We start from the raw sequence: 25,978 nt of genomic DNA on the forward strand, positions 1-25,978 counted from the left end.
AACCCTTCCCTTGCGGCAGCTCGCCACCTGTCTCGACCTTGGCGCCGGCTTCGATTGCACGCTGGACCATCGCGTGAATAGACTGGCGCGCAGTGGCGTTGACGAGCGGCCCCATCAGAGACGGGTTGCTAGCGCGGTCCCCCGACTTTATCCCGCTCATCCGCGTCTTGAGCAGCGAGACAAAACGGTCATGCACGCTCTCGTGGACATACACGCGTTCGATCGCCGTGCAGAGCTGCCCGCAGTGCGTGGTCTTCGAGCCGACCAGTTCACGCGCGGCCTTGTCGAGGTCGGCATCCGGTTCGATGATCGCGGGTGTCTTGCCGCCCAGTTCAAGCGACGGCTTCGCGATGTTCGCCTTGCAATATTCGAGCACCTGGCGCCCTGCCGCGACGCTGCCCGTGAGCGTGATCATGCCGACCGCCGGATGCGTGCAGACCGCTTCAGCGCTCGCGTGATTCATCGCGAGGATGTTCACAACGCCAGCGGGCAAACCAGCGCGTTCGATAGCCCTCGCAATCTCGAACGCGCACATCGGCGTATGGTTACTCGGCCGGACCACCACGGTATTGCCGGTAATCAACGCCGGCGCCACCTTGCGCATGAGCGTGTAGACCGGGTAGTTGAACGGAATCAGGCACGCGACAACACCAAACGGTTCGCGATGCAGCACGATATTTTCGTCGGGTGTGTCGCTCGGAATGAGTTCGCCTTCAATGCGGCGTGCCCATTCGGCGTGATAGCGGGTGATCTCACTGGCGTATATCGCTTCGGCGGTGGCGTCTTCGACGCTCTTACCGGACTCCGCCGCGAGTGCTGCGCCAATGGCCGGCCCGCATTCGGCCAGTACGTCTGCGAGTTTATGCAAATACCCGGCGCGTGCTGCCGAAGGCAGTTTCCCCCAGGTCTTTTGCGCTGCGGCCGCCGCTTCCACCGCGGTTACCGCTTCCTCGCTCGAGGCAGACGATACGTGCCCGATCAGTTCTTCAGTAGCGGGGTTATAGACGGCAATCTGCTCACTGCTACCAGGTTCGATGAAACGCCCGTGAACAAAATTTCGCTCGAGTCTCATGGTTCTTGCCTGTTCGGAAAACATAAAAATAACCTGACCTCGAGCATTCGAACTCCGAACCGACGACGGACTGCACCGAGTCTGCTAACACCAGTCATACTTCGTTCACACCTACTTGACCGTCAGCGTGGAAAATGACTGGAATTTGCCGTCCTGTACTCGATAGAGCGATACGGCAACGGCGCGAAGATCACCCTTCGAATCAAACGCAATGGGGCCGGTAACGCCGTCGAATGAGATCTTTTTCATGAACGGCAAATAGTCGGCGGGGACTGTCGAGTTGGCGAGCTTCATCGCATTGATAAGGGCCCACGCCGCATCGTACGCATACGGTGCGTAAATCAAGACGGGGCCGAACCTCTTCCTGAACTTCTCGTCGAACGTTTTGCCGTTAGCCATTTTGGCGAGCGGCTGCCCCGACTCTGCCGAAACCGTACCTTCAGCCGCCGCGGCGCCCGCAAGCGTGACAAACTGCTCGGTCTCGATGGCCGCCCCGATCAGCGGCGTGGTCATCCCAAGGCCCGTCATCTGTTTGCGCAACGACCCGGCTTGCGTGTCCACGCCACCGAAAACGACAGCCTGCGGATCCTTCGATTTGATTGCCGTGAGAATTCCCCGGAAGTCGATTGTCTTGTCCGAAACAAACTCTCGATCGACAACGTCGACACCCGCTGCCTTCAGGCTTTTTACAACGATGTCTGCGAGGCCTTGCCCATAAGCCGTACGATCGTCGATGACCGCAACACGCTTGTAGTGCTTCTCGTCGGCCAGATAACGGGCAACGACTACGCCAACATAGCTGTCGTCACCGATCACACGAAACGCCGTCGCAAATCCTTGCCGCGTGAATTCCGGATTGGTCGCCGACGGAGAAACTTCAGGAATGCCGGCGGCCGCGTAGATCTTCGATGCGGGGATCGTCGCACCCGACGTAATGTGCCCGACGACGCCATTCACGTTTGCATCGACTAGTTTTTGCGCTACCGTGACCGCGGTCTTAGGTTCCCCCGCGTCGTCTTCCGACAAAAGGGCGAAATGGGTCGGTTGGCCTTTGATCGTGATGCCTGCGGCGTTCGCCTCATCGATCGCAAGCTTCACGCCATTCTCGGCATCCTTTCCGGTTTGCGCGATCTGACCTGTCAATGGCCCGACATATCCGATCGTAACGTTTTGATCCGCGTTCGCCGAAGTGAGCGTGCCCGCCAGACAGGTCAGCAACAGCACCGGCATAAGCACATTTCGAGTTGCACATTTCATTTAAATCACCTTTTTAAATACTGCACAGACAGTCTATTGGTTTGAAATAAATTTATGAAACTTAAAATCAGATACTCGAATTTCGCTCGCGGATATGCAAAATTTCTATAGTCCGGTTTGCACCTGACGCGCCCAACGCTCCTCCATCTGCGATTCCCGGCGCCTGCTCACACCGGCAATCTGGACTATTCCTGTCTCCGCAGACAGCCCATGAAACAACTTTTCCTCACATCAATCCGATTTACTTTTTTCCCGTGTTGATCAGGATCGGAATGACGTAAAACCGGACTGGAAATGAGCTTATAAAGCCAAATTCGCGATCACAAGCGACATTGCGGCATCGGCAATTCCTGATGGGAATGCATGATGAAATTCGGGCACACGCGCCCAGGGTTTCCTACAGTGGTTTCAGGATTCCAGAGGAAGTAGCAAGCGGGATGAAGGGCGGAATTTGCACCCTTCGGTCGATTACGGCTCGGCGGATTTATCGACGAGACAGGACAAGACGAAGCAGGTGGTGGTGTTCTGGACGCCCTCCATCGCGCTGATCTGATTCCAGATCTCGCTGACCCGCTCGTTCGAGATTGCGTCGATATGCACCAACAGGTCGACCTCGCCGCTCATCACCGCGCAATAGGTCACCTCCGGAATGCGGGAGATCGCCGTAATCACATCGGCCCCTCGCATGCGATCTTTCCGGTACACGAGGATTACTGCCCTCGCCGTACTGTTCTCCGGGGGACGGCCCAGGCGGACCGTGTATCCCTTGATGACCTTGAGACCCTCCAGCCTGTCGATTCGATTTCTAACCGATTGCCGGGACAAGTGCACCTTTTCCGCGAGCGCCGCAAGCGGGGTGCGGGCATCACGAACCAGTTCGTCGATCAACATCTGGTCGATTGCGTCGATTTTCAAAGGACACCACACATTAGAAGTGACATGGCGAATTCTCTTTGTGTCTCATTCTGCCAGACGTTGTCCGCTCTTCGGCCGTACTCCCGTCATATCCACCGATGAGGGTGGCGCCGAGAGGCAACCATTGATCGATGCGATCGTCCCAGGATGGGCAATCGGCGGTGCCGCGAATTCTACTCCCACCCGTCTTCGCCCCGGGATCGAAGTCTCGCAGCAGGACGCCGAGCGGTACGTCCACGTCCTCTCGTCTGAGCACGTTACGCGCTTCCGTGAGTGCGCAGGCCAGTGCGTCCGGACAATGCCCTTCCAGCAGAATCGCCGTTACACCTGAAGACAGTGAAGCAATGACGGCGTCTTCCACCGCTTCACCGGATTGCAAGGTTGCTCGAAGCTCATCGTCATGATGGCGACGAACGCCGAAAGACGCCCAGCGTGGTTTGCCGTCCCCGCGCAACGCCAGCTCGAAGCCAAGCAGATCTTCCGTGTTTGCCAGATGCTCGGCCATCCACATGTCGACATAAGGCGACAATCCCTTTACCAGCAACGATAACGTCCGATCCCGGTCCTTCGACGAACCGCGCGCCGAATAGTCAGCTCGCGCATTCACAGGCAGCGGTCCCGCCACACGTATCGCACGTGCGCAGTTCCGGGCCGCCTGCCGCGCCAATTCCCCGGCCAGTGACGCAAGCTGGTCCACATTCAGTCCGAAGCGCTTCTCGCCAACGTACTTTGACAGCGGTTCGTGGCTGTTCGCCCGAATAATGCCGACGCCTGCATTGATCGATCTGGCGTGAACACGACAGATCAGATCCGGATCTTCGACAAGCGCGAGCGCGGTGGTTCGAGGCGGCATGAACGGCGCGCTGATCTGTTTGAGGGCCAGCCTCATGCCTGCGTCCAATAGAGTGAATCCGCTCATTGCATCGTTGAAACATTGAACGCCAGGTCAAGGGTGCCGCGTTCGTGCATAGGCGTGACCAGGGCGACGATGCAGCCGGCAATCGATGTTTTATTCATCACATCCGCTAGACGTCACGCGTAGTTTGCTGTGTTCCGTTTGAAGCAGATCACCTTTGGCTGGGTCATTTCCATCATGGAGAACCGCACGCCCTCGCGCCCGAGCGAGCCGTACTTGAAACCGCCGAAGGGCATGCCGTCAAAACGATAATCGGACGAGTCGTTGATCATCACGCCGCCTGCCTGAAGCGAGCCGGCCGCCGCCAAAGCGGCTTCGAGGTTGTTCGTGAAGATGCCGGCCTGCAAACTACTTTCCGACGCGTTGGCGGCAGCCACCGCATCTTTAAGGTTGGCGAAGCTGCTGATCGACACAACCGGAGCGAAAGCCTCGTCGGCCCACAAATGGCAGTGAGAGGGGACATCCACGAGCACGGTCGGATAGTAGAGCGCGCCTTCCCGGCGATGACCCGTCAGCACTCGCGCGCCCATCGACACCGCTTCGTCGACCCATCGTTCAATACGTTCCGCCTGACTTTCGGTGATCATCGGGCCCATATCCGACGCCTCATCCAGCGGATTACCCACGACCATCTTCTTCGTTAGTTCGACAAAATACTCGACGAACTGGTTGAAGGCGGACGCAGCAACGAATATGCGTTGCGTGCCAATGCAGTTCTGCCCCGCCGCCCAGAACGATCCGGAAACGCAGGACTCTGCTGCGTCCCGTAGATCGCAATCCGCCATCACAATGACAGGGGCGTTTCCACCCAGATCCATCGCCATCTTTTTCAGGCCGCCATCACGCGTGATGGCCTCGCCAGTGGCCGGGCCGCCGGTAAATGTCACCATACGGATGCTCTTTTCCCGCACCAGCGCGGACGCAACGTCCGGTCCACCATGGACGATCTGCAGCACATCGGCAGGAACGCCAGACTCCCACAGACATTCGGTGAGAGCCTGCGCCGACAGTGGAGCGAGCAATGATGGTTTCAGGATCACCCCGTTCCCCGCTGCGATTGCCGGCCCGAGCTTGTGAGCGACGAGGTTCAGCGGATCGTTGAATGGCGTAATGGCGAGAATCACGCCAAGCGGTTCCAGCGTGTAATACCCCGACCGGTTCTCGGATCCGGCATAGGAATCGAACGGAATGATCTCTCCGGCGAGCCGCTTCGCCTCTTCCGCACATAGCCTGAGCGTATTCACGCAACGCGCGGTCTCTTTACGGGCCTGTCGTATTGTCTTGCCCGCTTCCGACGCAATGGTTACGGCGAAGTTTTCCGCACGTTGCTCGACCAGATCCGCCGCCTTGAACAGCATCTCGGCCCGCCTGCCGCGAGTCAGCGCGGCAGCCTGCAACGCCCCATGTTGCGCGCGCGCGATCACGTCCTGCGTGTCTGCCACCTGCGACAGAGGCACGGTGCCGACCACTGATCGATCGAACGGGGACAACACATCGAACAAACTGCTGCGCGATACGCCCTCCCCCTGTTTCAAAGACGAATTCATGCTGCAGCCTCCGTCGCATCGGCGACGACTTTCTCGCCAATTTCGATGAGATCGGAAAGGATCGCAAATGCGGTTTCGACGCGACCGGCACCCGGTCCGGTCACGGTGACCAGGCCCAGAACATCCGTGTCGAAACTGATCGCGTTCGTGACGCCCGTCGCTGCGAGCAGCGGATGACCGGCCGGCAATTCCTTGGGCTCCACGCTTGCCACGATAGTGCCGTCCGGTGAGCGCCGCGCCGAACCGACCAGACGCCATGCGCCACCTTCAGTCATCGCACGCCGGATCTCGTGCTCGGTCAGCCGGGTAATTCCCTGACAAGACACGTCGTCCCGACAAAGACCTGCACCCCACAGCGCGTTCGCCATGATCATGACCTTGAGCTGCACGTCGGAACCTTCAATGTCAGCAGCGGGATTGGCTTCCGCATAGCCCAATACCTGCGCCTCCTTAATAGCGGTATCGAATGTCTTGCCGGCCGCAACTTCGCCCAGAACAAAGTTTGATGTGCCGTTGAGAATGCCGGAAAAACCCGTGACTTCGCACCCGCGCAGCGTCGTGCTTATCTGCCGAAGGACGGGCGTGCCGCTCATGACCGTTCCTTCATATTTAAGGAGAACGCCATGTCTGTTCGCAATGCTGACGAGCTCTTTCTGCGCAAGCGCGATTGGGCCTTTGTTCGTCGTGATCACATGCTTGCCGCTTTCCAGCGCGGTACGACAATGCGACAGTGCCGGTTCGCCGGTTTGCGGATCGGTAAACGTTGCCTCGACAACGACATCGACAAAGTCGGATGCGACCAGCTTCAGCGTTGCATCGAGGTCGGCATCGGGCGTGACGGTGGTACCGGGATCGGCCTCGAGGGGTACAGATGAAAGTCCCGCCTGAATACTTGCGCGAAGCGCCCCGGTGTCAATACCGGCCGGATTGATGACCGTGCCTAGCCGCAGATCCGTTACCGCGGTGATCTTCGCGTCGATCCCGTACTTCCGGAGGTCGTCCTGTTTCGTCAGCAACAGCTCGAACAGACCCTGGTTGACACCGCCGAATCCAATCAATGCCAGTCTTAGTTCCATGTTCTCCACCGTGTCGATTTAGTAACCAGGCACGAATTCTAAACATGCGAACTGATCTACAAATTCAGCCTTTTGCTCATAAAGAAGCACGTCTGACTGCACTCGGTTAAGTCCTATTGGCGCAATGCAATGCGCTCGCGCGGCACCTGTTACTTCGAGAAAAAACGAGTACTCATTCAAGCGCGTGTTGATGTTGACATTGAAGTTTTCGAGTTAAACAATAGCGGCTCCTTTAACGAAGGCATCGGTTGGTAGTGCTTCGATATGACGAGTGCGGACAGGGCGCCGAGTACGCGCACAAATTGGGCTGGAGAGAAGCAGATGAACAAGTCAAGTCCGATGGAGCAGTTGGCTCACGATCGCACTGCCGCAGTGAGCCACGGTTTGGCGCACTTGCCGCTCGCTGATGGGCCGAAGGTCGTCACCCAGATCCAGGCGCACGAAACCGCCGCTTTGGGTCGACGCAAGCCGCTATCGGAAGAAGATATCCATCCGCTTCTTAGCTTCATGCCGTCGCATATCGAGCAACTACAAGTCCAGTCTCGCGGTGATACATGGTTGGCGTCGTCCGCCCCCGACCGCGGCGGACGGCACAGTCAATACATCCATGTCGCGGCGGACAGATCGATAGAGCTCGTCAGTGTGCTCGCGGCAGGCGGCTGGGGCAATGAAGCCCGAACGTGGTGGCCCGGCGCGTACGAACTGCCGTTGCTTAAAGCGCTCTCCGCCAATGCGATACCCATTCTCAAGCAGTTGGGAACTGGCCTGCCCGCTCGTGTATTTATCAGTCTCACGGACATAGCGGGAACAGCCATCGTCACGGAGTCGGACCTGGGCATTGAGTGCCCGTTTCCACTCCCGGCAGGCATCGATAGTCTTCATTTCGCACCGGTCGATCTTGGCGAAACAGAATCCTGCCGGGAGGCGCTTTCAACATCGTTCAATACAATACGGGAGATCGTCGGACTGAAAAACACCATGCCGTTTTACTTCTGACATCGCTTCAGGATGAAAGCCATGTCGACGCGCAACGATCATCGTCGTGGTGTACCGGCCGATTCCGCAACGCGCGGCCGTTTTCCGCATGCTACTCGCTCTATTTCACATCGAACGAATAATCGCCGTGCGTGCGATGGCCGTCCGAGGCGACCGCGGCCCAATGCACCGTATAGTGCCCCGCGGCCAGCGTCGGCAGCGGCACCGCGATCGCCGCGCGTTGCTGCGCGTCGACTGCGGACTTCTCCGTGTTCACCTGCTTGCCGCTCGCGTCGGTGACCGTCAACGAGCTGAACGCCGGTTCGAGCGGACCGTCGAAAACGATCCGCACCTGCGCGGGCGACGCGACCGTCGCGCCCGCACCCGGTTCCTGCTTCTGCGGAAAGACATGCGCGAATACGGCGGTGCTCAGCGCCAGTCCCGCGACGAGCAACGACAGGTTTGCCGCAGCGAGGCGCGGCCGGTTAATCAGAGCGTTTTTCATCATGTGTTCCTTCGTTACTGGAAGAGGGGTTTGCCGATCGTGGTGGGCGCCACGTCGTCGAAGAAGATATGCGCTTGCACCAGAATCCCCACGTGCGACCCGCTCGCGTGGTTGACCGGGATTTGCGCTTCGAGCCCGAACTGGCCATAGCGATTGATCCAGATAAAGCCCGGATTGACCGTGCCGGTCGTCTGCCCCTGGCTTCTCGACAACGGAATTTCCACCAGCGGGATCACATTGGCAAGCGGTTGCGGCAAGCCGACGTCACGCACATGCTGTTGCAGATACGGCAAGCTGTACTGCACCGTAATGCCGTAGTTGAACGCATTTGGCTGGCCCGCGCCCGTGGTGAGCGCCGGGCCGGCTTCACCGGTGATCGCGATCGGCCGCAGGTATTTGAGCGCGTCCGGCAGATCGCCCATGCCCTTGCCCGCATAGACGGTCGGCGAGATCGTCGAGAAGTTGTCGCCGATCGCACGGCTGCCCGTGCCGCCGAGTTCCGCATCGACGCCGACCGACGTCATGAACTCGTGCGCGTCGTTCACATACAGCAGGTACTTCAGGCCGACCCCGAAGTTGTCGAAGCCGCGTGCCTTCGGATTATTTTGCATCACGTAGGTGCCGTCGACCGACACCGCGAGGCGCGGCGTAAGCAGCTTGTCGTATTCGAAGTCGAACGTGTTGATGCTCTGATCGCCGTTGTCGCCCGGCACGCGTTGATGGCCGTACTGCAGGTTGGCTTCGTCGCCGACACCTGGATCGTCGACGGCCATCGTCGAAGGAAAGACGCGGTCGCCTGCAATTGCATGGGCGCTCGCCAGCGTCGGCGCGAGAAGTAATGCGCTTGCCACAGCCGTGGCGAGCGCTGCCACGCGCAGCGGCAGCGCGCGGCGCGTCGAAGAGTTGTGCATGGTTCATCCTGCTCTGGAGTCGTGAAAAGGCCACCACGCGGCTTCGAATGGGCGCGCGGCGGCATCGCGATGCACGCATGGCATCGCAGCGATATGGCTTCGGATCAGGCGCTGAACGGCGGCGCGCGGGGCTGCGCGAAGGTGAGCGGTTCGACACGGCGAACGCTCTCGAAACGGACGGCGACGCGTTGCTGGATCGCCCGCACGGTGATGAAGAACAGCGCCTCGACGCTCGGCACCACCGGCATGTGCGCGAGCAGGCTGCAATAGCCGCATGCGTCGCCGTCGGACAGGGAGGCGTGCTTGTGGTCGGAGCCGAACGAGGCAGGGTTCGCGGCGGGGGGTTGCAGCAGATGCATGGACTGCATGCTCGCGACCGCCGGCATGTCGTCCATCGACATCATCCCGCTCATCGACGGCATCGAACAATGCTCGCCTTGCATCCCGCTTTCACCGCGACGGGCGGCAAGCGTATGCGAGATCGTCGGCGCGAGCGTGGCCATCAGGATCGCGAGCAATCCCAACCAACTGCCGATCTTCTGCTGGAGACGACTCAAGATGCGCCCGACGACCCGTGACAAACTGGGCCCGATTATGCCACCCGTCACGCATTTTTTGCGCGTCGGTCGTCGACAGTAGACAATGCGTCATCCCCGCTACCGGCATGGAGTGTCGATGAAAGCGCCTCGCCCCCCTCGTCCACCTCTCCCGCAGTTTCCCGGCGATCATACGCATGCCGAGTGGCGCGATCACACGCTGGCCTATGTGATCGTCGCCGCGCTGGTGGTCGCCGTGGTGGCGCTGGTGGTCTGGGTGATCGATCCGGCGCCGCCGAGAACCATCACGATGAGCGCCGGCTCACGCGACAGTTCCTTTTTCGTCGCCGCCGAACAGTACCGCAAGATCCTGGCGAAAAACGGCATCACGTTGAAGGTGCTGGAGTCAGACGGCTCGGTGCAGAACCTGCAGCGTCTGCTGGACCCGAAACAGCATGTCGATCTGGCGCTGGTGCAAGGCGGCATCGCGGACGGTCTCGATACGTCGTCGCTGATGTCGCTCGGCAGCGTGTTTTACAGCCCGGTGGTGGTGTTCTATCGCGGCACGAACGTGAACCAGCTTTCGCAACTGGAAGGCAAGCGGATCGCGATCGGCCGCGAAGGCAGCGGCACGCGGCTGCTCGCGCTGAAGCTGCTCGAAGCGAACGGCATCGGACCCGGCGGCAGCACGACGCTGGTGCCGAGCGACGGCTTGCAGGCTGCCACGCAACTCGTCTCGGGCGAAGTCGACGCGGCGATTCTGAACGGCGACTCCGCGACTCGCGGGCTGATGCTGCGCGTGCTCAAAGTGCCCGGCATCTCGGTGATGAACTTCGACGAAGCGAGCGCCTATACGCGCCTCTTTCCGTATCTCGATCAGATCGATTTGCCGCCCGGCGTGCTGGATTTGCGGCACAGGATTCCGCCGGACACCGTGCATCTGATCAGTCCGACGGTTGAAATCGTCGCGCGGACCAATCTGCATCCGGCGATCTCCGACCTGCTGATCGAAGCCGCGCAGGAGGTGCACGGGATGCCCGGTCTGCTGCAACGCGCAGGGGAGTTTCCGAGTCCGGTCGCGCGGGAATATCAGATCAGCGAGGACGCACAGCGCTACTACAAGACCGGCAAGAGTTTTCTATATCGCACGCTGCCGTTCTGGCTTGCGAGCATCGGCGATCGCACGCTCGTGCTGTTGCTGCCGGTCGCGGTGCTGCTGTTTCCGGCGATGCGGCTGATCCCCGCGTTGTACCGGTGGCGAGTGCGCTCACGCATCTATCGCTATTACGGCGCGCTGATCGCGATCGAACGCGGCGCGCTCGCGAACTCGACGGAGGACGAGCGCAAGAAGCTGGTGGAGGAACTCGATCAGATCGAAGCGTCGTTGAATCGGCTGCGCATGCCGCTCGCTTATGCCGACGCGTTCTATGTGTTGCGGGAACACGTCGGCTTCGTGCGCGACCGGCTCGGAGCGGTTTCGTGGCAGCGCAGCCACCCCTGACGCGGGGCGGCGTTGCTTCAGGCTTGCGGATTGATTTGCTGGTCGGCTTGTTGATCGGCCTGTTGATCAGCTTGTGAAGCCGCCGCCGGGGTGGCGGCTTCGCTTGCTTCAGGCGCGGCGGTCTGCGCGTCGTCTTTCAGCTGCGCTGCTGCCTGGGTCGAGACGCCGGCGTTAGCCTCGCTTGAAGCATGTGCCGCCGCATCCGTCGCAGCGTTCGCCGCTGCTTCAGCCGCTGCATTTGTTGCTGCTTCCGCCACCGCACTCCCGGCCGCATTCGCAGAACCATTGGCGGATTTCGCCGAAGCCTTGCCCGCGCGATGCGCCTGCAAACGCTGCGCGCCGGCTGCTTCCTGCGCGGTCACCTCGCCTGCCGCGCCGCCCGTCAGATCGACGCGCGCGGCGCCTTCGACGAGACACGCCCAGTAACGGCTGCCGCGGCACCACGTCTTGATCGCGTCGCGCAGTTCGGCTTCGCTCAGCGACAGTTCCTTCGCATGCGCGACGAGGTCTTCGAAAATGCCGACCTTCAACGGCAGCTTCGGCGCCGGGTTCTTCGGAAACACATTCGGGAAGCGCTTTTGCAGACGTCCGATCGAGCGGACCACCGGGTCCACCGGCTTCGCGTCCGGCTTTGCATTCGACCCGGCATTCGGCCTCGCGTCGTGCCGTGCATGTGGCTTCGCATCGCGCTTTGCGTCGTGCCTGGCATGCGGCTTTGCATCTTGCCTTGCATCCGGCCGGGCATCCTGCTTCGCATCGTGCGCAGCGCCAGGCGCCCCGCGGCGCGGCGGCCCCGGTTTGCGCGGGGGCCTCGCACCCGCTTTCGCGGCAGGCTTGGCGGCGGGGACGGCTTCGGCCCGAGCCGCGGCCAGTTGCTTCTTCAGTTCAGCGAGTTGTTCGAAACCCATAGCGCAAAAGTCAAAATTCAAACAGGAAAGATCGGGATTGTAGCAGCGTGTGGATACAGGCTCGTGACGCCGTGTGGACGGCCGCCGCGCCACGTTTCCGCAATAGCGCTCAAACTGCTTTCATTGTGAGTTTTTATTGGTTCAGTTCGCCATGCGCATTGACTACATTGACCGGTCACAACTAAACGACACCACAGGACCATCCGATGAAAGTCTCGCGGGGCACGGCGCGCTTTTCGCTTTCTTCCTTCTCTTCACGCACACAGCACGCGAGGCGTCTGCATGCGGGCTTCGCCGCGCTGCTGCTGGCCGCCGCCGGCACCTTCGCGCTGCTCGCGCCGGGTGCCGCGCGCGCTGCGCCCCCCGCTGAGCTGAAGCTCGACTACGCGTACTACTCGCCCGAAAGCCTCGTGATCAAGCGCAACGGCTGGCTCGAGCAGGCGCTCGCGCCGCAACATACGCAGGTCAAGTGGGTGCTGAGCCTGGGCAGCAACCGCGCGCTCGAGTATCTGAACAGCGGCGCGATCGATATCGGCTCGACCGCCGGCCTCGCCGCCGTGCTCGCAAAAGCGAACGGCAATCCGATTCGTGCGGTGTACATCTTCTCGCGCCCGGAGTGGACCGCGTTGGTGGTGCGCAAGGACTCGCCGATCAAAACGCTCGCCGATCTCAAGGGCAAGAAGATCGCTGCGACCAAGGGCACCGATCCATTCCTGTTCACGCTGCGCGCGTTGCACACGGCGGGCCTGTCGCGCGACGACGTCGAAATCGTCAACCTGCAACATCCGGACGGCCGCACCGCGCTCGCGAACGGCCAGGTCGATGCGTGGGCCGGGCTCGATCCGCACATGGCGGCCGCGCAGATCGACGACGGCGCGAAGCTGCTGTATCGCAACGTCGAGTTCAATACGTGGGGCTTTCTCGATGCGCGCGAGGATTTCGTTCGCGATCATCCGGAAACGCTCGCGCAGGTGCTGAAGGTCTACGAGAAAGCGCGCGTGTGGATCGCCGCGCATCCGAACGAAACCGCGCAGATCGTCGCGGAGGAATCGAAGCTGTCGCTGCCGGTCGCGAAACTGCAATTGAGCCGCAACGATTTTAGCCATCCGCAACCCGGCCCGCAGCAACTCGCCGCGCTCAAGGCCGCCGCGCCGATTCTCGTGCAGGAACAACTGGTGAAACCCGGCACCGATCTGAACCAGGTAATCGACGCGCTGATCGACGAGAAGTCGGCACAGCCGGTGATCGCCGCGAACGGCAAGTAACGCGGGCCTTCGACCTACATGGCTACCGACAACTCGCTCGCGCTTCATCGCCCCGCATCGCAAGCCGCGGACGATGACACCGTGCGGGCGGAACCCGCAGCAGCGGCATCAGGAGCAGCACGCGCCGTAAGACCGTCGGGCGATCCGCTCCGGCGCTGGCGCATCGCCGGACTGATTCTGCCGCTCGCGTTTCTCGCGGCGATCGAGGTGCTGGTGCGCACGTCGATCTTGCCCGAGCATCTGGTGCCCGCACCGAGCAGCATCGTCGACACGCTGTGGCAACTGGGCGGCGCGCGGCTCGGCCGGCATATCGGCGCGAGCACGCTGCGCGTGCTCGTGGGCTTCGGGACCGGCTCGGCGCTCGCGCTGCTGATCGGCGCGGCGATGGGCTTGAGCCGCCGGCTCGACGCGCTCCTCGACCCCGCATTCCAGGCGTTGCGCGCGATCCCGTCGCTCGCGTGGGTGCCGATCCTGCTGCTGTGGCTCGGCATCGACGAAGCGCCGAAAATCACCCTCGTCGCAATCGGCGCGTTTTTTCCGGTGCAGTTGAGCGTGGTGGCGGGCATTCGCGGCGTCGACAGAAAACTGATCGAACTCGGCGAAGTCAACCGTTTGAGCCGGCGCGCGCTGTTCACGCGGATTCTGCTGCCCGCGTCGTTGCCGCACATTTTCACGGGCTTGCGCACGGGCCTGAGTCTCGCGTGGATGTTCATGGTCGCGGCCGAACTGATCGCGGCGACGCGCGGCCTCGGTTATCTGCTGAGCGACGGCCGCGAAACCGGCCGCCCCGACCTCGTATTCGGCGCGATCCTGCTGCTGGCGCTGCTCGGCAAGCTCAGCGACAGCCTGCTCAAAGCGCTCGAAGCGCGCGTGCTGGCATGGCGCGACACGGCAAGCGGCGAGCCCGCGCCGAAAGCCGCGAACAAGGGATGAAATGAACCGATGAGCGCACGCAATCTTTCCCTCCAACCGCCGCTGCTCGAGGTTCGTGCGGTCGGCAAGCGCTACGCGACGCGTGCCGTGCTGGAAAACATCACGTTCGGCATTGCACGCGGCGAAATTGTGAGCCTGGTCGGCCCGAGCGGTTGCGGCAAAAGCACGCTGCTGCGCGTGCTGGCCGGACTCGACCGCGGCTTCGACGGCGAGGTGCGGCTCGACGGGCTCGCGCAGCGTGGACCGTCGGCACGGCTCGGCGTGATTTTTCAGGAGCCGCGTTTGCTGCCGTGGCTGAGCGTCGCCGACAACGTCGCGTTTTCCGCCGGTCCGCGGCAAGGCGGCGACCCGCGCGTCGCGCGATTGCTCGACGAAGTCGGCCTCGCGAGCACGGGCGCGACGCTGCCCAAACAACTGTCGGGCGGCATGGCGCAGCGCGTGGCGCTCGCGCGCGGCCTGTTTCCCCAGCCGGATCTGCTGCTGCTCGACGAGCCGTTCAGCGCCGTCGATGCAATGACTCGCATGCGTCTGCAAGACCTTTTATTGTCGTTGACGCGCGCGCACGGCACGGCCGCGCTGATCGTCACCCATGATCTCGACGAAGCGCTGTATTTGTCCGACCGCGTATTGCTGCTGAATACCGCAGGCCCGCATGGCGCGGGTCGTCTCGTGCGCGAGACGGCGGTCACCGCACGGCATCCGCGCGACCGGCGCGACACCGCGCTCGCGGAACTGCGCAATACCTTGCTCGACGGAATCAGCGCGACGCCGCCCGCTTACGCATAACTTCGCGCCGGCCGCGCACGGGGATGCGCGAGCCGGCCACCCCCTTCATACGGGCTTGATGTCCGCCGCCTGCTTACCCTTCGGTCCCTGCTTGATTTCAAAGCTGACCTTCTGGTTTTCCTGCAACGACTTGAAACCGTCGCTGCGAATTTCCGAGAAATGGGCAAACAGATCTTCGCCACCGTCGTCCGGTGTAATAAAACCAAAGCCCTTCGCGTCGTTGAACCACTTCACTGTACCGGTTGGCATGTCGATTCCTTGTGCATCTGGTTGATTGACTGCATTCGCCTGCTTCAGCCTGGTCTGGCCTGGTCTGGCCTGGTTCGGCCTGCTTTGCGCGGGTCGCATCGCGTGTCGGCTTAGGTCCGCTTGGCTCAGCTTATGCCGGCTCCTGCTGCCGCGACCTGACTTTGCGCCTCCCGACTCTACGCCTCTTCATCCGACGGCGCTTCAGCCGGCTTTTCCTCCGCTGCGACAATCCGTGTAGCAACCCGCGTGCCGCGTATTGCGGTCCGTCGGCGCATGGGCAGCCGGAGGTACGATCTTTCACAATCAGATAAGATGATTGGTATCGGCAGTCCATCCCTGGACGCACAGGTCCACCCGCTTCGCGAGACCGCGCGTCCTGTCGTTTTCCCTTTTACAGGAACCCAAGCATGGCCACCTCGAGCTATACCGATACCCGACTTCTGATCAATGGCGAATGGTGCGACGCCGCCAGCGGTAAAACCCTCGACGTCGTCAATCCCGCTACCGGCCAGCCGATCGGCAAGGTCGCCCACGCCGGCATCGCCGACCTCGATCGGGCGCTGGCTGCCGCGCAACGCGGCTTCGAAGCCTGGCGCAAGATTCCCGCCAACGAACGTGCGGCCACGATGCGCAAGGCCGCCGCGCTGGTGCGCGAACGCGCATCGGACATCGCGCGCCTGATGACTCAGGAACAAGGCAAGCCGTTTGCCGAAGCACGCGTCGAAATGCTGTCCGCCGCCGACATCATCGAATGGTTCGCCGACGAAGGCCGCCGCGTCTACGGCCGCGTCGTGCCGCCGCGCAACCTCGCCGTGCAGCAACTGGTGCTGAAAGAGCCGATCGGCCCGGTCGCGGCGTTCACGCCGTGGAACTTCCCGGTCAATCAGGTCGTGCGCAAGCTGAGCGCGGCGCTGGCAAGCGGCTGCTCGTTCCTCGTCAAGGCGCCGGAAGAAACGCCGGCGTCGCCGGCCGCGTTGTTGCAGGCCTTCGTGGAAGCCGGCGTGCCGGCCGGTACGGTCGGCCTCGTGTTCGGCGATCCGGCCGAGATTTCGAGCTACCTGATCCCGCATCCGGTGATCCGCAAGGTAACGTTCACCGGTTCGACGCCGGTCGGCAAGCAACTGGCCGCGCTGGCCGGTTCGCATATGAAGCGCGCCACGATGGAACTGGGCGGCCACGCGCCGGTGATCATCGCGGAAGACGCCGACGTGGCGCTCGCCGTGAGAGCGGCCGGCGCCGCGAAGTTCCGCAATGCCGGCCAGGTCTGCATCTCGCCGACGCGTTTTCTCGTGCACAACAGCATCCGTGAAGAATTCGCGGCGGCCCTCGTCAAGCATGCGGAAAGCCTCAAGCTCGGCGACGGTCTCGCCGAAGGCACCACGCTCGGGCCGCTCGCCAACGCACGCCGCCTGAGCGCAATGAGCAAGGTGCTCGACGACGCGCGCAAAACCGGCGCGAAGGTCGAGACCGGCGGCGAACGCGTGGGCACGGAAGGCAACTTCTTCGCGCCGACCGTGTTGAGCAACGTGTCGCTCGAATCCGACGTGTTCAACAACGAACCGTTCGGCCCGATCGCCGCGATCCGCGGTTTCGACACGCTCGAGGACGCGATCGCCGAAGCCAACCGCCTGCCGTTCGGCCTCGCCGGTTATGCGTTCACGAAGTCGTTCAAGAACGTGCATCTGCTGTCGCAGCAACTCGAAGTCGGCATGCTGTGGATCAACCAGCCGGCTACGCCGTGGCCGGAAATGCCGTTCGGCGGCGTGAAGGATTCGGGCTACGGCTCGGAAGGCGGTCCGGAAGCGATGGAAGCGTATCTGGTCACCAAGTCGGTCTCGGTGACGGCCGCTTAAGGTTGGTGAGGGTGGCTGACGGCGGCTGAAGGCGGCCACCTCGTCCCGTTGAACGGAAAAGGTCCGCGAACCCTGGTTCGCGGACCTTTTTCTTTTTCATTGCGATGAGTTCGGCAATTTTCGCGGATGTGCGCCAGCCGCCGCCCTCTTCGCTTTATGATGATGCGCTGCCAACCACGCAGCAACCGCCCCCCCATGAACGACACCTCGCGTCACCTCATCCAGCCCACGCTGAGCGGGCACCGCGTCGAACTCGTGCCGCTGCGGCAAGACCACGCGCAGGCGCTGCTCGATGCCGCCGCGGACGGCGAACTATGGGACATGAAGCTCACCGTCGTACCCGGCCCCGCGACGATCGACGCCTACATCGCAACAGCGCTTGCCGGCCGCGACGCCGGCACCGTGATGCCGTTCGCGATCGCGAGACGCGATACGGGGACCATTGTCGGCAGCACACGGTTCTGGAAGATCGACCGCACGAACCGCAAGCTGGAAATCGGCCATACGTGGCTCGCGAAATCGGCGCAACGCTCGGCGATCAACACGGAAGCGAAGTACCTGCTGCTGAGCCATGCATTCGAAACGATGCGATGCGTGCGCGTGCAGTTCACCACCGACGAGCTCAACGAGCGATCGCGCGCGGCGATTCTGCGCATCGGTGCGAAACAGGAAGGGATTGTCCGGCATGAACGGATCATGCCGGACGGGCGCAAACGCAACTCGGTGCGCTTTAGCATCATCGACGACGAATGGCCCGACGTGAAGGCCATGCTGGAAGCGAAGCTTTAGTCGCTTCGTTTAGCCGCTTCGTTTAGCCGCTTCGTTTAGCCACTTCATTTAGCCGCTTCATTCGGCAGCTTCATGCAGCGGCGGCCTCACGCCGCACGCTGCATCGAAAACGGCTCTCACCAAGCTGCATCAAACGTGTACGTCGCGCTCCTTGAGCGGCGGCGCTGGCGTTGTGGTTGCCCCAGCCGCGCCGGCCTCCTCACGCGACGCATGGCCCGCATTAAACCTGCGCACCCACAGCGAGACGAGAATCGGCACCAGAATCGCCGTGATCAGACACGCGGTGGCGACCATCGCAGTCGCGGCCGGCACGAGCGGCTTGAAGCGCGGAATCATCTCGCCGATGATCGCCGGATTGGCCACCGCGGCCCCCGCCGTCGACGACGCGGCCAGCCCCGCCGCCCCGTTGCCGCCCGCGATCCAGCGATCCGCGAGAATCAGCGGAATGCCGGTCACGACGATCACGCCGAGGCCGAGCAGCACGCCCGGCAAACCGCTTGTCGCGATCACGTTCAGATCGATGCCGTTACCGAGCGCGAAACCGAAAAACGGAATCAGCGGATGCACGCAGCGGCCGAAGAATTCGCGCAACTCGCTATCGAGATTGCCGAGCGCAAAACCCACGAGGAACGGCAGCACCGCGCCGACGAACAGCCGCGGCTCGAAGAACGCGACGCCGGTTGCGCCGAGAATGATCATGCTGACGAGCGGGCCAGATTCCATCGACATCAGCACGAACGCGCCCGCCTCCTCCTTGCTGCCGTACTGCTGCATCACCGCGGCGTACAGACCGCCGTTGGTCATGTCCATCGACGTGGTGATCGCGAGCACCGACAGGCCCGCGAATAGCCCGGCCTTGACGCCGTCGATCGGCAGGAAGTGCGCCGCAATGATCGTCGCGAGCCACGCCACCAGCATCTTCGTGATCAGCAGCGTGCCCGATTTGCGCAGCACCACGCCGGTCGCGCGCAAGTCGATCGTCGCGCCCATGCAGAAGAACCACACCGCCAGAATCGGCACGGTGCCGCTAATCAATCCATTCGTGAACGAGCCGAAATACTTCCCCGCACCCGGCGCGAACGTGTGAACACAGGCGCCGAGCAGCAACGGCACCAGCATCAGACCGCCAGGAACGCGGTCGATGGCCTTTTTGATCTTCATGCCTCCTCCAGGGACTATCCGTCCAGTTATCAGGTAAATCGGCCCTGGAGCGATGCCCTATGCATCGCGCCGGTCTCGAATCCCGTTCGGCGCAATATATCACCGAGCAAGGAACGCCGTTCCGGTTTTGACAGAGTTCTCGCCTATCGTTTACCCTTCCATCCCCTGAAACCCTTGCCAGTCGCAATGCGGCGATGCAATATTTTCGGATCGACGTTCCGAAAATGAAAATTTACGCTACAGTCCAGAGCAGAACGGCGCCACCCCACGATCAACTTGCGCGCCTCGAACCGACCGGAGAATCAAGCAATGGAAGTGAGACAGAGCATCAATAGCGAATACGCGAAAACGCTGGATACCGAGGGGCTGCGCAAGCAGTTTCTGGTCGAACAGGTTTTCGAGCAGGACGCGTTGAAACTCACCTATAGCCACATCGACCGCATCATCGTCGGCGGCGTATGGCCGGTTTCGCGCGCCGTCGAGGTGCCCAGCTCGCTCGGCAAGGCGATCGGCGTCGGCCACCTGCTGGAGCGGCGCGAGCTCGGCGCGATCAACATCGGCGGCGACGGCTGGGTCGACGTGGACGGCCAGCGTTACACCGTGCGCAACGAAGAGGCGATCTATATCGGCAAGGGCGCGCAGGCGATCGCTTTCGGCAGCGACGATGCGAGCCGCCCGGCCAGGTTCTATCTGAACTGCGCACCCGCGCACGAAACCTATCCGACCCGCACGATCACGCTCGCGCAGGCGTCGCCGCAAACGCTCGGCGACCCCGCCACCAGCAATCGCCGCACGATCTACAAGTTCATCGTCCCCGAGGTGCTGCCCACCTGCCAGCTTTCGATGGGCATGACGAAGCTCGAACCCGGCAATCTGTGGAACACCATGCCTTGCCACACGCACGAGCGCCGCATGGAGGTGTATTTCTATTTCAACATCGCCGACGACGCCGCCGTGTTCCACATGCTCGGCGAGCCGACCCAGACGCGCCATATCCTCGTGCACAACGAACAGGCGGTGATCTCGCCGAGCTGGTCGATTCACTCGGGCGTCGGCACGCGCGCCTATACGTTCATCTGGGGGATGGTCGGCGAGAACCAGGTGTTCGGCGACATGGATCACCTCGCGGTCCGCGATCTGCGTTGATGGCCGGCCTGCTCTACATCTACGCACACTCGCTTTAATACCGGACCACGAATAAGGATTCTCACACTGTGAACAGCTTCGATCTGACCGGCAAGGTCGCCATCGTCACCGGCAGCAATACGGGCCTCGGCGCGGGCATGGCGGTGGCGCTCGCCGCGGCGGGCTGCGACATCGTCGGCGTGAGCCGCTCGGACCCCGGCGACACGGCAGCACGCGTCGCCGCCGCCGGCCGCCGTTTTGCGGACGTGCGCGCGGACCTCGCGTCGATCGCGCCCGTCGACGATATCGTGCGCGCCGCGCTCGAGGCGTTCGGCCGCGTCGACGTGCTGGTGAACAACGCCGGCATCATCCGTCGCGAGGACGCGCTCGACTTCAGCGAAGACGATTGGGACGCCGTCATCGACGTCAATCTGAAGAGCGTGTTTTTTCTGTCGCAAGCGGTCGCGCGGCAGTTCGTGCTGCAGCAAGGCGGCGGCAAAATCATCAACGTCGCGTCGATGCTGTCGTTTCAGGGCGGCATTCGCGTCGCGTCGTACACGGCGTCGAAGAGCGGCGTGCTCGGCCTCACGCGCATCCTCGCGAACGAATGGGCCGCACGCGGCATCAACGTGAACGCGATCGCGCCAGGCTACATGGCGACTGCGAACACCGCGGCATTGCGCGCGGACGAGCAGCGCAACGAGGAAATCGTCGGGCGGATTCCGGCGGCTCGCTGGGGCGCGCCGGAAGATCTGGCGGGGCCTGTCGTGTTTCTGGCGTCGAACGCGTCGGACTATGTGCACGGTCATACGCTCGCAGTGGACGGCGGCTGGCTCGCACGCTAGGTTGCACTGGAAGCGGGACACGGTATGCTCTTGCGCTTTACGTGCTTGAGAAGCGCTTGAGACGTGCTTGAGACCTGCGCGTGGCCCACTCCGGAGCGAGGTCGAGTACGGGTCGCAATCGATTGGGAATGAAGGAAATGACAGCAACAGGCAGACAGCGCAAGGACGACGCCGCGACCGGCATGCAGGATGCGGAATGCGCGGACAAGGGCGAATCGGCTTCGTCGATCGGCCGCGTGTTCGGGATTCTCGGCGCGATCGGCGACAGCGGACAGATCGGCATCAGCGAATTGTCGCAGCGCCTCGGCATGTCGAAGACCACCGTGCATCGCGTGATCCAGACGCTGAAGGCGCTCGGCTACGTGACCCAGGAAGTCGAGACCGAGCGCTACCGTTTGACGATCCGTCTGTTCGAACTCGGCGCGAAGGCGCTGGAGAGCGTCGATCTGGTGCGCGAGGCCGATATCGAAATGCGCCACATCGGCGCGGTCACTCGCGAGGCGGTCCACCTCGGCGCATTCGACGAAGACGCGATCATCTACATCCACAAGATCGACGCCGATTACGGGCTGCGCATGCAGTCGCGGATCGGCCGGCGCAATCCGCTGCATAGCACGGCGATCGGCAAGGTGTTGCTCGCGTGGATGGACCCGGCGGAAGCGCGCGAAGTGCTCTCGCACGTCGAATTTCGCAAGTCGACGCAAAAGACGCTCGCCTCCGCCGAAGCGATGCTGAGCATCCTGCCGCGCGTGCGCGAACAAGGTTATGGCGAAGACAACGAAGAGCAGGAAGAAGGCTTGCAGTGTCTCGCGGTGCCGGTGTTCGACCGTTTCGGCCGCGTGATCGCCGGCCTGTCGATTTCATTTCCGACCATGCGCTGCGGCGCCGATACCAAATCGCACTACGCGGCACTGCTCAAGCAATCGGGTCTCGCGATTTCGGCGCGGCTCGGTTATCGCGAGGCGGCTGCGCCGGAGCAGGCGGTGGTCGAACAAGGCTGACACGCGTACTCCGGCGGAATATACGGACTCTTAACGATCGAGTCCGCACGTCTATTAGTGAAAGCCTTGGCGCGCGAGCAGCTTCCATGCGCCGTGCTGCTTCTGCCAGACCATCACGACCTTGAAGTCGACCTCATTCACCTTGCCGTCCGAATCGACGGTGCCGGAGAAATGATCGCGAACGACGGCGGCGTCGCCTGTGATCGCCGTCGTGCTGTCCGTCAGATCGATTCGCCGATATTTCGTTTGTCCGCTTGCGATCGTCGTGACGAACTCCGTCTGGGTTTGCACGTGACCGTCCGAGTGTCCGTAAGACAGCGTCTTTGCAGTCAGATCCGTCATCTGTTGCGCGTTGCCGGAGATCATTGCGGTGCTGAGGCGTTGCACTGCGGCGTTGACCGCACCTTCGTCCCCGCTCGCGGCGAATGCATTGGAACTGAGCAGCAAACCAGCGGCGACGGATAACACGAGTCTCTTCATGGGCGAACTCCTTCTTCTGGATTAGAAAGCACGATCGACGGGCACGGTGGCCTATGCCTGACGCGGCCGAAGATATGCGATGTCGTACGCTCCCGAGCAGCTTGCGGGCGCGTGTGAAAATCCTGGACCTTTTGCGATTGCGGTGCGTTCTACATCGCGCGATCACTGTTTGACGCAATATAGCACTGTGAATAGGAACGCTGTTCCGATTTGTGCGGACTTATTGCCTATCGTTTACCCGGTCGATTGCACGACCTACACTGGCTCATGTCGTACGACATCTTAGCTTTGGACCCCTGTTCCGCAATTGAAGAGACGGCAATCCCGAACATCCGCATCGACCGCGAAATAAACGAAGGGAAACAGACAGAACGCCCAGGGCGTGCGGGACGATCACGATATCGGTCGATCTGAAACCGAATGTATCCGTCGTGCATGGATGAGAGGTCATCCCGTGCCACACGCAGTGCGTTTTTTCGCAGACAGAAAAGCCGTGCACGCAGGCGTTCCGCCGAGCGTCGGCGTTCGACGTTTTTCGTAGCGTGCTCAACGGTTTGCGCGGCATGTGAACCGCCGGCATAGCGCCTCCCCGTGCGTCCTTCCGATCGAATAACACACGGCACGCACATGCACTGGAATCGACACGTCCTGTTACACACAAACACACCGGTAATTCAGGCACTCAGTAGAGTTCGTTCAAACCTGAACCAGAAGGCAACGTCATGAAACGAACTCTCGCAATGCTCCTGTTGGCCGTCATGCTCGGCAGTACGCTCGGCGGTTGCATCATCGTCCCCGATGGCGGCGGCTATCACGATCACTATCACCGCTATTGAACGCCGACATTCGCAGGAGTAACGATTTGGTACGCAACGACCCACGACGCGTGACCGCGCAACTCGACGGCATGCTCGTGTGCGCCGAATACAGCGAACAGACTGGTCAATTGTGTTTGCGTCAGAACGGCATCACGCTGCGCGAATGGTTTCCACCGCATTCGTGGATGGCGATCGCTTCGGCGGCAGGCGCGCGGCATTGGGGCACACGTCCCACTGACGAAGACCTCATCGCATTGCTGCGCAATGAACTGACCTTGTTGCGCACGCCCTAGCGGGCCAACTTATTGACATGCGTAAATGACAAAACGACAAAACGACAAAAGCCGACTATCGGATCATTCCGCTAGTCGGCTTTTGTCTTGAGAGGTACGCCCTTGCGCGACGTCAGTCAGACGCACGTTTAACGCATGTTGTAGATCGGCGGCGAGTAGGAGCTCACCGTCGTATCGCTGGAATTGCCTGCTTGCCACGAACCGTGACCGTTCGGCCCGTAACCGCTGCTGTCCGCGTTGCCTTTTTGCGCGGCGACGCGACCTTGCGAAACCTGAGCATTGTCCGCACGGGTCCGCGCGGGCGGCGCATATTGATCCATCGCTTGAGCGAACGAAGCAAGCGGAGCGCCGAGCACCAGCGCGACAGCAACAGCCTTGATAAGCGAATTCATGATGCGACCTCCAGAGGTTGTCTTGTACGCGCTGCATGTACGACGCCTGATGCACCGCGAGTGAAGACAGTCTATGGGGCTAGCCGATCCGGATAAATGCTCTGATCATGAATTCACTGTTGCCTTTGGCACCACAATGCTCGCCGCCACGTTCACACCGCTGCCACACCCACATAGTTCTCCGCCATCGCGGTGGCCGCCGCGCGCGAGGTCGTCACGTATTCGAGTTCCGCCACCTGAAGCCGTTGCTCGAACGCGGACGCGCCTTCGATACGGTGCATCATGCTCGTCATCCAGTATGAGAAATGCTCTGCGCGCCAGATGCGTTTGAGCGCGGTTTCACTGTAACCGTCGAGCAGATCGCTACGATTTTCCGTGTAAAAAGCCGCGAGCGCCTGGGTCAGCACACGCACGTCGGCGACAGCGAGGTTCATGCCCTTGGCGCCGGTCGGCGGCACGATGTGCGCGGCGTCGCCGGCGAGAAAGAGCCGGCCATGCTGCATCGTCGCGGACACGAAACTGCGCATGCCGACAATATTCTTCTGGAAAATCTTGCCGTCGACGACCTTCTGTCCGTCGTGCGAATCGACCCGCGCGTGCAACTCGGCCCAGATCCGATCGTCCGACCAGTTGTCGACCGAGTCTTTCGGATCGCATTGAAAGTACATGCGCTGCACGTTCGGCGAGCGCGTGCTGACCAGCGCAAAGCCGCGGTCGTGGCGCGCGTAGATCAATTCGTCCGACGAAGGCGGCCCTTCGCACAGAATGCCGAACCAGCCGAACGGATAGACACGCTCATAGTCGTTGCGCAACGCCTGCGGGATCGCCGCGCGCGACACGCCTTGCGAGCCGTCGCAACCGATCACGAAGTCGCAATGCAGTTCGCGCTCTTCGCCGTCGTGGCGATAGCGGATCGAAGGCGTCGCGGTGTCGATGCCGTGTATCGATGTATCGGTCACACCGAAGCGCAATTCGCCACGAGCCGCGATGCGGGCCGCGACGAGATCCTTGATGACTTCGTGCTGCGCATAGACGGTGATCGAATGACCGGTGAGTCCTGTCAGATCGATGCGACGGCGTTTGCCTTCGAAAGCGAGTTCGAAGCCGTGATGCAGCGCGCCTTCGGCTTTCATCCGCGCGCCGACGCCGGCTTCGGTGAGCAGGTCCATCGTCCCCTGTTCGAGTACGCCGGCGCGGATCGTCGATTCGATCTGTTCGCGAGTGCGCGATTCGAGCACGACGGAATCGATACCGCGCAAATGAAGAAGGTGGGAAAGAAGCAGGCCCGCGGGCCCGGCACCGATGATGCCGACTTGGGTGCGCATGAGTTGTCTCCTGAATGCAGCGATTGATTTGCACGCAGTTTGACGATCAGGGCTTGTATCGCGCAACGCGATATCGTAGATACGCTGTATCTAGTTTTGAGATAGCGAGTGACCGAAGTCGAAGTGCCTATGCTGGTGAAAATGCCCAAGGACCCTGTGGGGCAAGCACTTGCGGCTATTTAGCAGTGGTGGATGCCTAAGCGTGATTCAAACGTGGTCTTAAGGTAAACCCCGACGCAATTGGGAATGGGAAACCGAGCCGTTGAGCGCGTCAACGCGTAACGTGCGGCACATATTGCAACGTGCCGCACGTCGCTTCAAATGCTAGGCAAGGAACAATCGATAAACCGGGTTCTGCGTCTCTTCCCAGTACGGATAACCGAGCGTCGCGAGAAAACGTTCGAACTCGCTGTTCTCGCTGGCCGGCACCTGGACGCCGACCAGAATCGAGCTGTAGTCCGCGCCCTGGTTGCGATAGTGGAACAGGCTGATATTCCAGTTCGGCGCCATCGACGACAGGAATTTCATCAACGCGCCCGGCCGC

The 25,978-nt window shown here is 61.7% G+C and carries 26 protein-coding genes and 1 pseudogene; 11 read left to right on the forward strand and 16 right to left on the reverse strand.

The window, feature by feature from the left end; all coding sequences use genetic code 11:
* The 6 genes from PQQ51_RS32550 to PQQ51_RS32575 all read right to left on the reverse strand — a co-directional run.
* Positions 1-1,072 (reverse strand): aldehyde dehydrogenase family protein (locus PQQ51_RS32550; RefSeq protein ID WP_408501307.1); only part of this gene is annotated, 1,072 nt, incomplete at its 3' end.
* Between the two features lie 111 nt (positions 1,073-1,183).
* Positions 1,184-2,302 carry a branched-chain amino acid ABC transporter substrate-binding protein gene (locus tag PQQ51_RS32555; protein WP_408501308.1) on the reverse strand — a complete coding sequence of 373 codons (1,119 nt, stop codon included), beginning with the start codon at positions 2,300-2,302 and terminating at the stop codon, positions 1,184-1,186.
* A 495-nt stretch (positions 2,303-2,797) separates the two neighbouring features.
* Complete coding sequence (locus PQQ51_RS32560; protein ID WP_408501309.1) at positions 2,798-3,244, reverse strand: Lrp/AsnC family transcriptional regulator; 447 nt, start codon at positions 3,242-3,244, stop codon at positions 2,798-2,800.
* 13 nt (positions 3,245-3,257) lie between these two features.
* Positions 3,258-4,163: a homocysteine S-methyltransferase family protein gene (locus PQQ51_RS32565; protein ID WP_408501310.1), complete on the reverse strand. Its 906-nt coding sequence runs from the start codon at positions 4,161-4,163 to the stop codon at positions 3,258-3,260.
* A 113-nt stretch (positions 4,164-4,276) separates the two neighbouring features.
* A complete protein-coding gene (locus PQQ51_RS32570) occupies positions 4,277-5,707 on the reverse strand; it encodes an aldehyde dehydrogenase family protein (protein ID WP_408501311.1) in 1,431 nt (476 codons plus the stop codon).
* Positions 5,704-6,783, reverse strand: a complete 1,080-nt coding sequence (locus PQQ51_RS32575) for a homoserine dehydrogenase (RefSeq protein ID WP_408501312.1) — start codon at positions 6,781-6,783, stop codon at positions 5,704-5,706. Before PQQ51_RS32575 ends, PQQ51_RS32570 begins: the two co-directional genes overlap by 4 nt.
* Before the next feature lie 321 nt (positions 6,784-7,104).
* Here PQQ51_RS32575 and PQQ51_RS32580 point away from each other — a divergent pair, with 321 nt between their 5' ends.
* Positions 7,105-7,779, forward strand: a complete 675-nt coding sequence (locus PQQ51_RS32580) for a hypothetical protein (protein WP_408501313.1) — start codon at positions 7,105-7,107, stop codon at positions 7,777-7,779.
* 100 nt (positions 7,780-7,879) lie between these two features.
* Here PQQ51_RS32580 and PQQ51_RS32585 read toward each other — a convergent pair whose 3' ends face one another.
* The 3 genes from PQQ51_RS32585 to PQQ51_RS32595 form a co-directional block, all read right to left on the reverse strand.
* Positions 7,880-8,263, reverse strand: a complete 384-nt coding sequence (locus PQQ51_RS32585; protein ID WP_408501314.1) for a copper resistance CopC family protein — start codon at positions 8,261-8,263, stop codon at positions 7,880-7,882.
* Positions 8,264-8,277: 14 nt separating this feature from the next.
* Positions 8,278-9,174, reverse strand: a complete 897-nt coding sequence (locus PQQ51_RS32590) for a hypothetical protein (protein WP_408501315.1) — start codon at positions 9,172-9,174, stop codon at positions 8,278-8,280.
* A gap of 104 nt (positions 9,175-9,278) precedes the next feature.
* Positions 9,279-9,731: a DUF2946 domain-containing protein gene (locus PQQ51_RS32595; RefSeq protein ID WP_408501316.1), complete on the reverse strand. Its 453-nt coding sequence runs from the start codon at positions 9,729-9,731 to the stop codon at positions 9,279-9,281.
* 118 nt (positions 9,732-9,849) lie between these two features.
* Between PQQ51_RS32595 and PQQ51_RS32600 the strand changes: the two genes are divergently transcribed.
* A complete protein-coding gene (locus PQQ51_RS32600) occupies positions 9,850-11,211 on the forward strand; it encodes a TAXI family TRAP transporter solute-binding subunit (RefSeq protein WP_408501317.1) in 1,362 nt (453 codons plus the stop codon).
* A 17-nt stretch (positions 11,212-11,228) separates the two neighbouring features.
* Here PQQ51_RS32600 and PQQ51_RS32605 read toward each other — a convergent pair whose 3' ends face one another.
* Positions 11,229-12,119: a ProQ/FinO family protein gene (locus PQQ51_RS32605; RefSeq protein WP_408501318.1), complete on the reverse strand. Its 891-nt coding sequence runs from the start codon at positions 12,117-12,119 to the stop codon at positions 11,229-11,231.
* Between the two features lie 206 nt (positions 12,120-12,325).
* Here PQQ51_RS32605 and PQQ51_RS32610 point away from each other — a divergent pair, with 206 nt between their 5' ends.
* The 3 genes from PQQ51_RS32610 to PQQ51_RS32620 are packed head-to-tail and all read left to right on the forward strand — an operon-like array spanning position 12,326 to position 15,103.
* Positions 12,326-13,384, forward strand: coding sequence for an aliphatic sulfonate ABC transporter substrate-binding protein (locus PQQ51_RS32610; RefSeq protein ID WP_408501319.1), 1,059 nt, complete (start codon positions 12,326-12,328; stop codon positions 13,382-13,384).
* An 18-nt stretch (positions 13,385-13,402) separates the two neighbouring features.
* Positions 13,403-14,317 carry an ABC transporter permease gene (locus PQQ51_RS32615; protein WP_408501320.1) on the forward strand — a complete coding sequence of 305 codons (915 nt, stop codon included), beginning with the start codon at positions 13,403-13,405 and terminating at the stop codon, positions 14,315-14,317.
* 9 nt (positions 14,318-14,326) lie between these two features.
* Entirely contained in the window at positions 14,327-15,103 is a 777-nt protein-coding gene (locus PQQ51_RS32620; RefSeq protein WP_408501321.1) for an ABC transporter ATP-binding protein, read from the forward strand.
* 45 nt (positions 15,104-15,148) lie between these two features.
* Here the strand turns inward: PQQ51_RS32620 and PQQ51_RS32625 are convergent, their stop codons facing one another.
* On the reverse strand, positions 15,149-15,352 hold the full coding sequence (locus PQQ51_RS32625; protein WP_408501322.1) for a cold-shock protein: 204 nt from the start codon (positions 15,350-15,352) through the stop codon (positions 15,149-15,151).
* 407 nt (positions 15,353-15,759) lie between these two features.
* Here PQQ51_RS32625 and PQQ51_RS32630 point away from each other — a divergent pair, with 407 nt between their 5' ends.
* Together PQQ51_RS32630 and PQQ51_RS32635 are read left to right on the forward strand one after the other, a co-directional pair.
* Complete coding sequence (locus PQQ51_RS32630) at positions 15,760-17,205, forward strand: NAD-dependent succinate-semialdehyde dehydrogenase (protein ID WP_408501323.1); 1,446 nt, start codon at positions 15,760-15,762, stop codon at positions 17,203-17,205.
* Between the two features lie 195 nt (positions 17,206-17,400).
* Positions 17,401-17,994, forward strand: a complete 594-nt coding sequence (locus PQQ51_RS32635; protein ID WP_408501324.1) for a GNAT family N-acetyltransferase — start codon at positions 17,401-17,403, stop codon at positions 17,992-17,994.
* A 129-nt stretch (positions 17,995-18,123) separates the two neighbouring features.
* On the opposite strand, the gene kdgT is transcribed toward PQQ51_RS32635, so the two are convergent.
* Positions 18,124-19,155: a 2-keto-3-deoxygluconate transporter gene (kdgT, locus tag PQQ51_RS32640; protein ID WP_408501325.1), complete on the reverse strand. Its 1,032-nt coding sequence runs from the start codon at positions 19,153-19,155 to the stop codon at positions 18,124-18,126.
* Between the two features lie 309 nt (positions 19,156-19,464).
* Between kdgT and kduI the strand changes: the two genes are divergently transcribed.
* The 3 genes from kduI (at position 19,465) to kdgR (ending at position 22,126) form a co-directional block, all read left to right on the forward strand.
* Entirely contained in the window at positions 19,465-20,301 is an 837-nt protein-coding gene (gene kduI / locus PQQ51_RS32645) for a 5-dehydro-4-deoxy-D-glucuronate isomerase (protein WP_408501326.1), read from the forward strand.
* 68 nt (positions 20,302-20,369) lie between these two features.
* Positions 20,370-21,125 carry a 2-dehydro-3-deoxy-D-gluconate 5-dehydrogenase KduD gene (kduD, locus tag PQQ51_RS32650; RefSeq protein ID WP_408501327.1) on the forward strand — a complete coding sequence of 252 codons (756 nt, stop codon included), beginning with the start codon at positions 20,370-20,372 and terminating at the stop codon, positions 21,123-21,125.
* A gap of 137 nt (positions 21,126-21,262) precedes the next feature.
* The gene (kdgR, locus tag PQQ51_RS32655; RefSeq protein ID WP_408501328.1) at positions 21,263-22,126 is read left to right on the forward strand and encodes a DNA-binding transcriptional regulator KdgR; all 864 of its coding nucleotides are present in this window, start codon (positions 21,263-21,265) and stop codon (positions 22,124-22,126) included.
* Between the two features lie 54 nt (positions 22,127-22,180).
* Here kdgR and PQQ51_RS32660 read toward each other — a convergent pair whose 3' ends face one another.
* Positions 22,181-22,606, reverse strand: coding sequence for a nuclear transport factor 2 family protein (locus tag PQQ51_RS32660; RefSeq protein ID WP_408501329.1), 426 nt, complete (start codon positions 22,604-22,606; stop codon positions 22,181-22,183).
* A gap of 862 nt (positions 22,607-23,468) precedes the next feature.
* On the opposite strand from PQQ51_RS32660, the gene PQQ51_RS32665 reads away from it, so the two are divergent.
* Positions 23,469-23,717, forward strand: coding sequence for a hypothetical protein (locus PQQ51_RS32665; RefSeq protein WP_408501330.1), 249 nt, complete (start codon positions 23,469-23,471; stop codon positions 23,715-23,717).
* A gap of 128 nt (positions 23,718-23,845) precedes the next feature.
* Here PQQ51_RS32665 and PQQ51_RS32670 read toward each other — a convergent pair whose 3' ends face one another.
* The 3 genes and pseudogenes from PQQ51_RS32670 to PQQ51_RS32680 form a co-directional block, all read right to left on the reverse strand.
* Positions 23,846-24,109, reverse strand: coding sequence for a hypothetical protein (locus PQQ51_RS32670; RefSeq protein ID WP_408501331.1), 264 nt, complete (start codon positions 24,107-24,109; stop codon positions 23,846-23,848).
* A 152-nt stretch (positions 24,110-24,261) separates the two neighbouring features.
* Positions 24,262-25,434 (reverse strand): 4-hydroxybenzoate 3-monooxygenase, encoded by a 1,173-nt coding sequence (locus PQQ51_RS32675; RefSeq protein ID WP_408501332.1) that lies wholly within the window; start codon positions 25,432-25,434, stop codon positions 24,262-24,264.
* 324 nt (positions 25,435-25,758) lie between these two features.
* A pseudogene (locus tag PQQ51_RS32680) lies at positions 25,759-25,978 on the reverse strand (threonine ammonia-lyase, biosynthetic); the annotation flags it as partial.

Origin of the sequence: Paraburkholderia xenovorans, assembly GCF_046030735.1 — a bacterium.
Classification (GTDB): domain Bacteria; phylum Pseudomonadota; class Gammaproteobacteria; order Burkholderiales; family Burkholderiaceae; genus Paraburkholderia; species Paraburkholderia xenovorans_A.

Excerpts from the sequence above, each read along its gene's own strand:
- PQQ51_RS32585 (WP_408501314.1), bottom strand. The coding sequence starts at position 8,263 with ATGAAAAACGCTCTGATTAACCGGCCGCGCCTCGCTGCGGCAAACCTG.
- PQQ51_RS32625 (WP_408501322.1), bottom strand. The coding sequence starts at position 15,352 with ATGCCAACCGGTACAGTGAAGTGGTTCAACGACGCGAAGGGCTTTGGT.
- PQQ51_RS32610 (WP_408501319.1), top strand. The coding sequence starts at position 12,326 with ATGAAAGTCTCGCGGGGCACGGCGCGCTTTTCGCTTTCTTCCTTCTCT.
- PQQ51_RS32635 (WP_408501324.1), top strand. The coding sequence starts at position 17,401 with ATGAACGACACCTCGCGTCACCTCATCCAGCCCACGCTGAGCGGGCAC.
- PQQ51_RS32600 (WP_408501317.1), top strand. The coding sequence starts at position 9,850 with ATGAAAGCGCCTCGCCCCCCTCGTCCACCTCTCCCGCAGTTTCCCGGC.
- PQQ51_RS32580 (WP_408501313.1), top strand. The coding sequence starts at position 7,105 with ATGAACAAGTCAAGTCCGATGGAGCAGTTGGCTCACGATCGCACTGCC.
- PQQ51_RS32630 (WP_408501323.1), top strand. The coding sequence starts at position 15,760 with ATGGCCACCTCGAGCTATACCGATACCCGACTTCTGATCAATGGCGAA.
- PQQ51_RS32670 (WP_408501331.1), bottom strand. The coding sequence starts at position 24,109 with ATGAATTCGCTTATCAAGGCTGTTGCTGTCGCGCTGGTGCTCGGCGCT.
- PQQ51_RS32605 (WP_408501318.1), bottom strand. The coding sequence starts at position 12,119 with ATGGGTTTCGAACAACTCGCTGAACTGAAGAAGCAACTGGCCGCGGCT.
- PQQ51_RS32565 (WP_408501310.1), bottom strand. The coding sequence starts at position 4,163 with ATGAGCGGATTCACTCTATTGGACGCAGGCATGAGGCTGGCCCTCAAA.
- kdgR (WP_408501328.1), top strand. The coding sequence starts at position 21,263 with ATGACAGCAACAGGCAGACAGCGCAAGGACGACGCCGCGACCGGCATG.
- PQQ51_RS32590 (WP_408501315.1), bottom strand. The coding sequence starts at position 9,174 with ATGCACAACTCTTCGACGCGCCGCGCGCTGCCGCTGCGCGTGGCAGCG.
- PQQ51_RS32660 (WP_408501329.1), bottom strand. The coding sequence starts at position 22,606 with ATGAAGAGACTCGTGTTATCCGTCGCCGCTGGTTTGCTGCTCAGTTCC.
- PQQ51_RS32615 (WP_408501320.1), top strand. The coding sequence starts at position 13,403 with ATGGCTACCGACAACTCGCTCGCGCTTCATCGCCCCGCATCGCAAGCC.
- PQQ51_RS32555 (WP_408501308.1), bottom strand. The coding sequence starts at position 2,302 with ATGCCGGTGCTGTTGCTGACCTGTCTGGCGGGCACGCTCACTTCGGCG.
- kduI (WP_408501326.1), top strand. The coding sequence starts at position 19,465 with ATGGAAGTGAGACAGAGCATCAATAGCGAATACGCGAAAACGCTGGAT.
- kdgT (WP_408501325.1), bottom strand. The coding sequence starts at position 19,155 with ATGAAGATCAAAAAGGCCATCGACCGCGTTCCTGGCGGTCTGATGCTG.
- PQQ51_RS32570 (WP_408501311.1), bottom strand. The coding sequence starts at position 5,707 with ATGAATTCGTCTTTGAAACAGGGGGAGGGCGTATCGCGCAGCAGTTTG.
- PQQ51_RS32620 (WP_408501321.1), top strand. The coding sequence starts at position 14,327 with ATGAGCGCACGCAATCTTTCCCTCCAACCGCCGCTGCTCGAGGTTCGT.
- PQQ51_RS32575 (WP_408501312.1), bottom strand. The coding sequence starts at position 6,783 with ATGGAACTAAGACTGGCATTGATTGGATTCGGCGGTGTCAACCAGGGT.
- PQQ51_RS32675 (WP_408501332.1), bottom strand. The coding sequence starts at position 25,434 with ATGCGCACCCAAGTCGGCATCATCGGTGCCGGGCCCGCGGGCCTGCTT.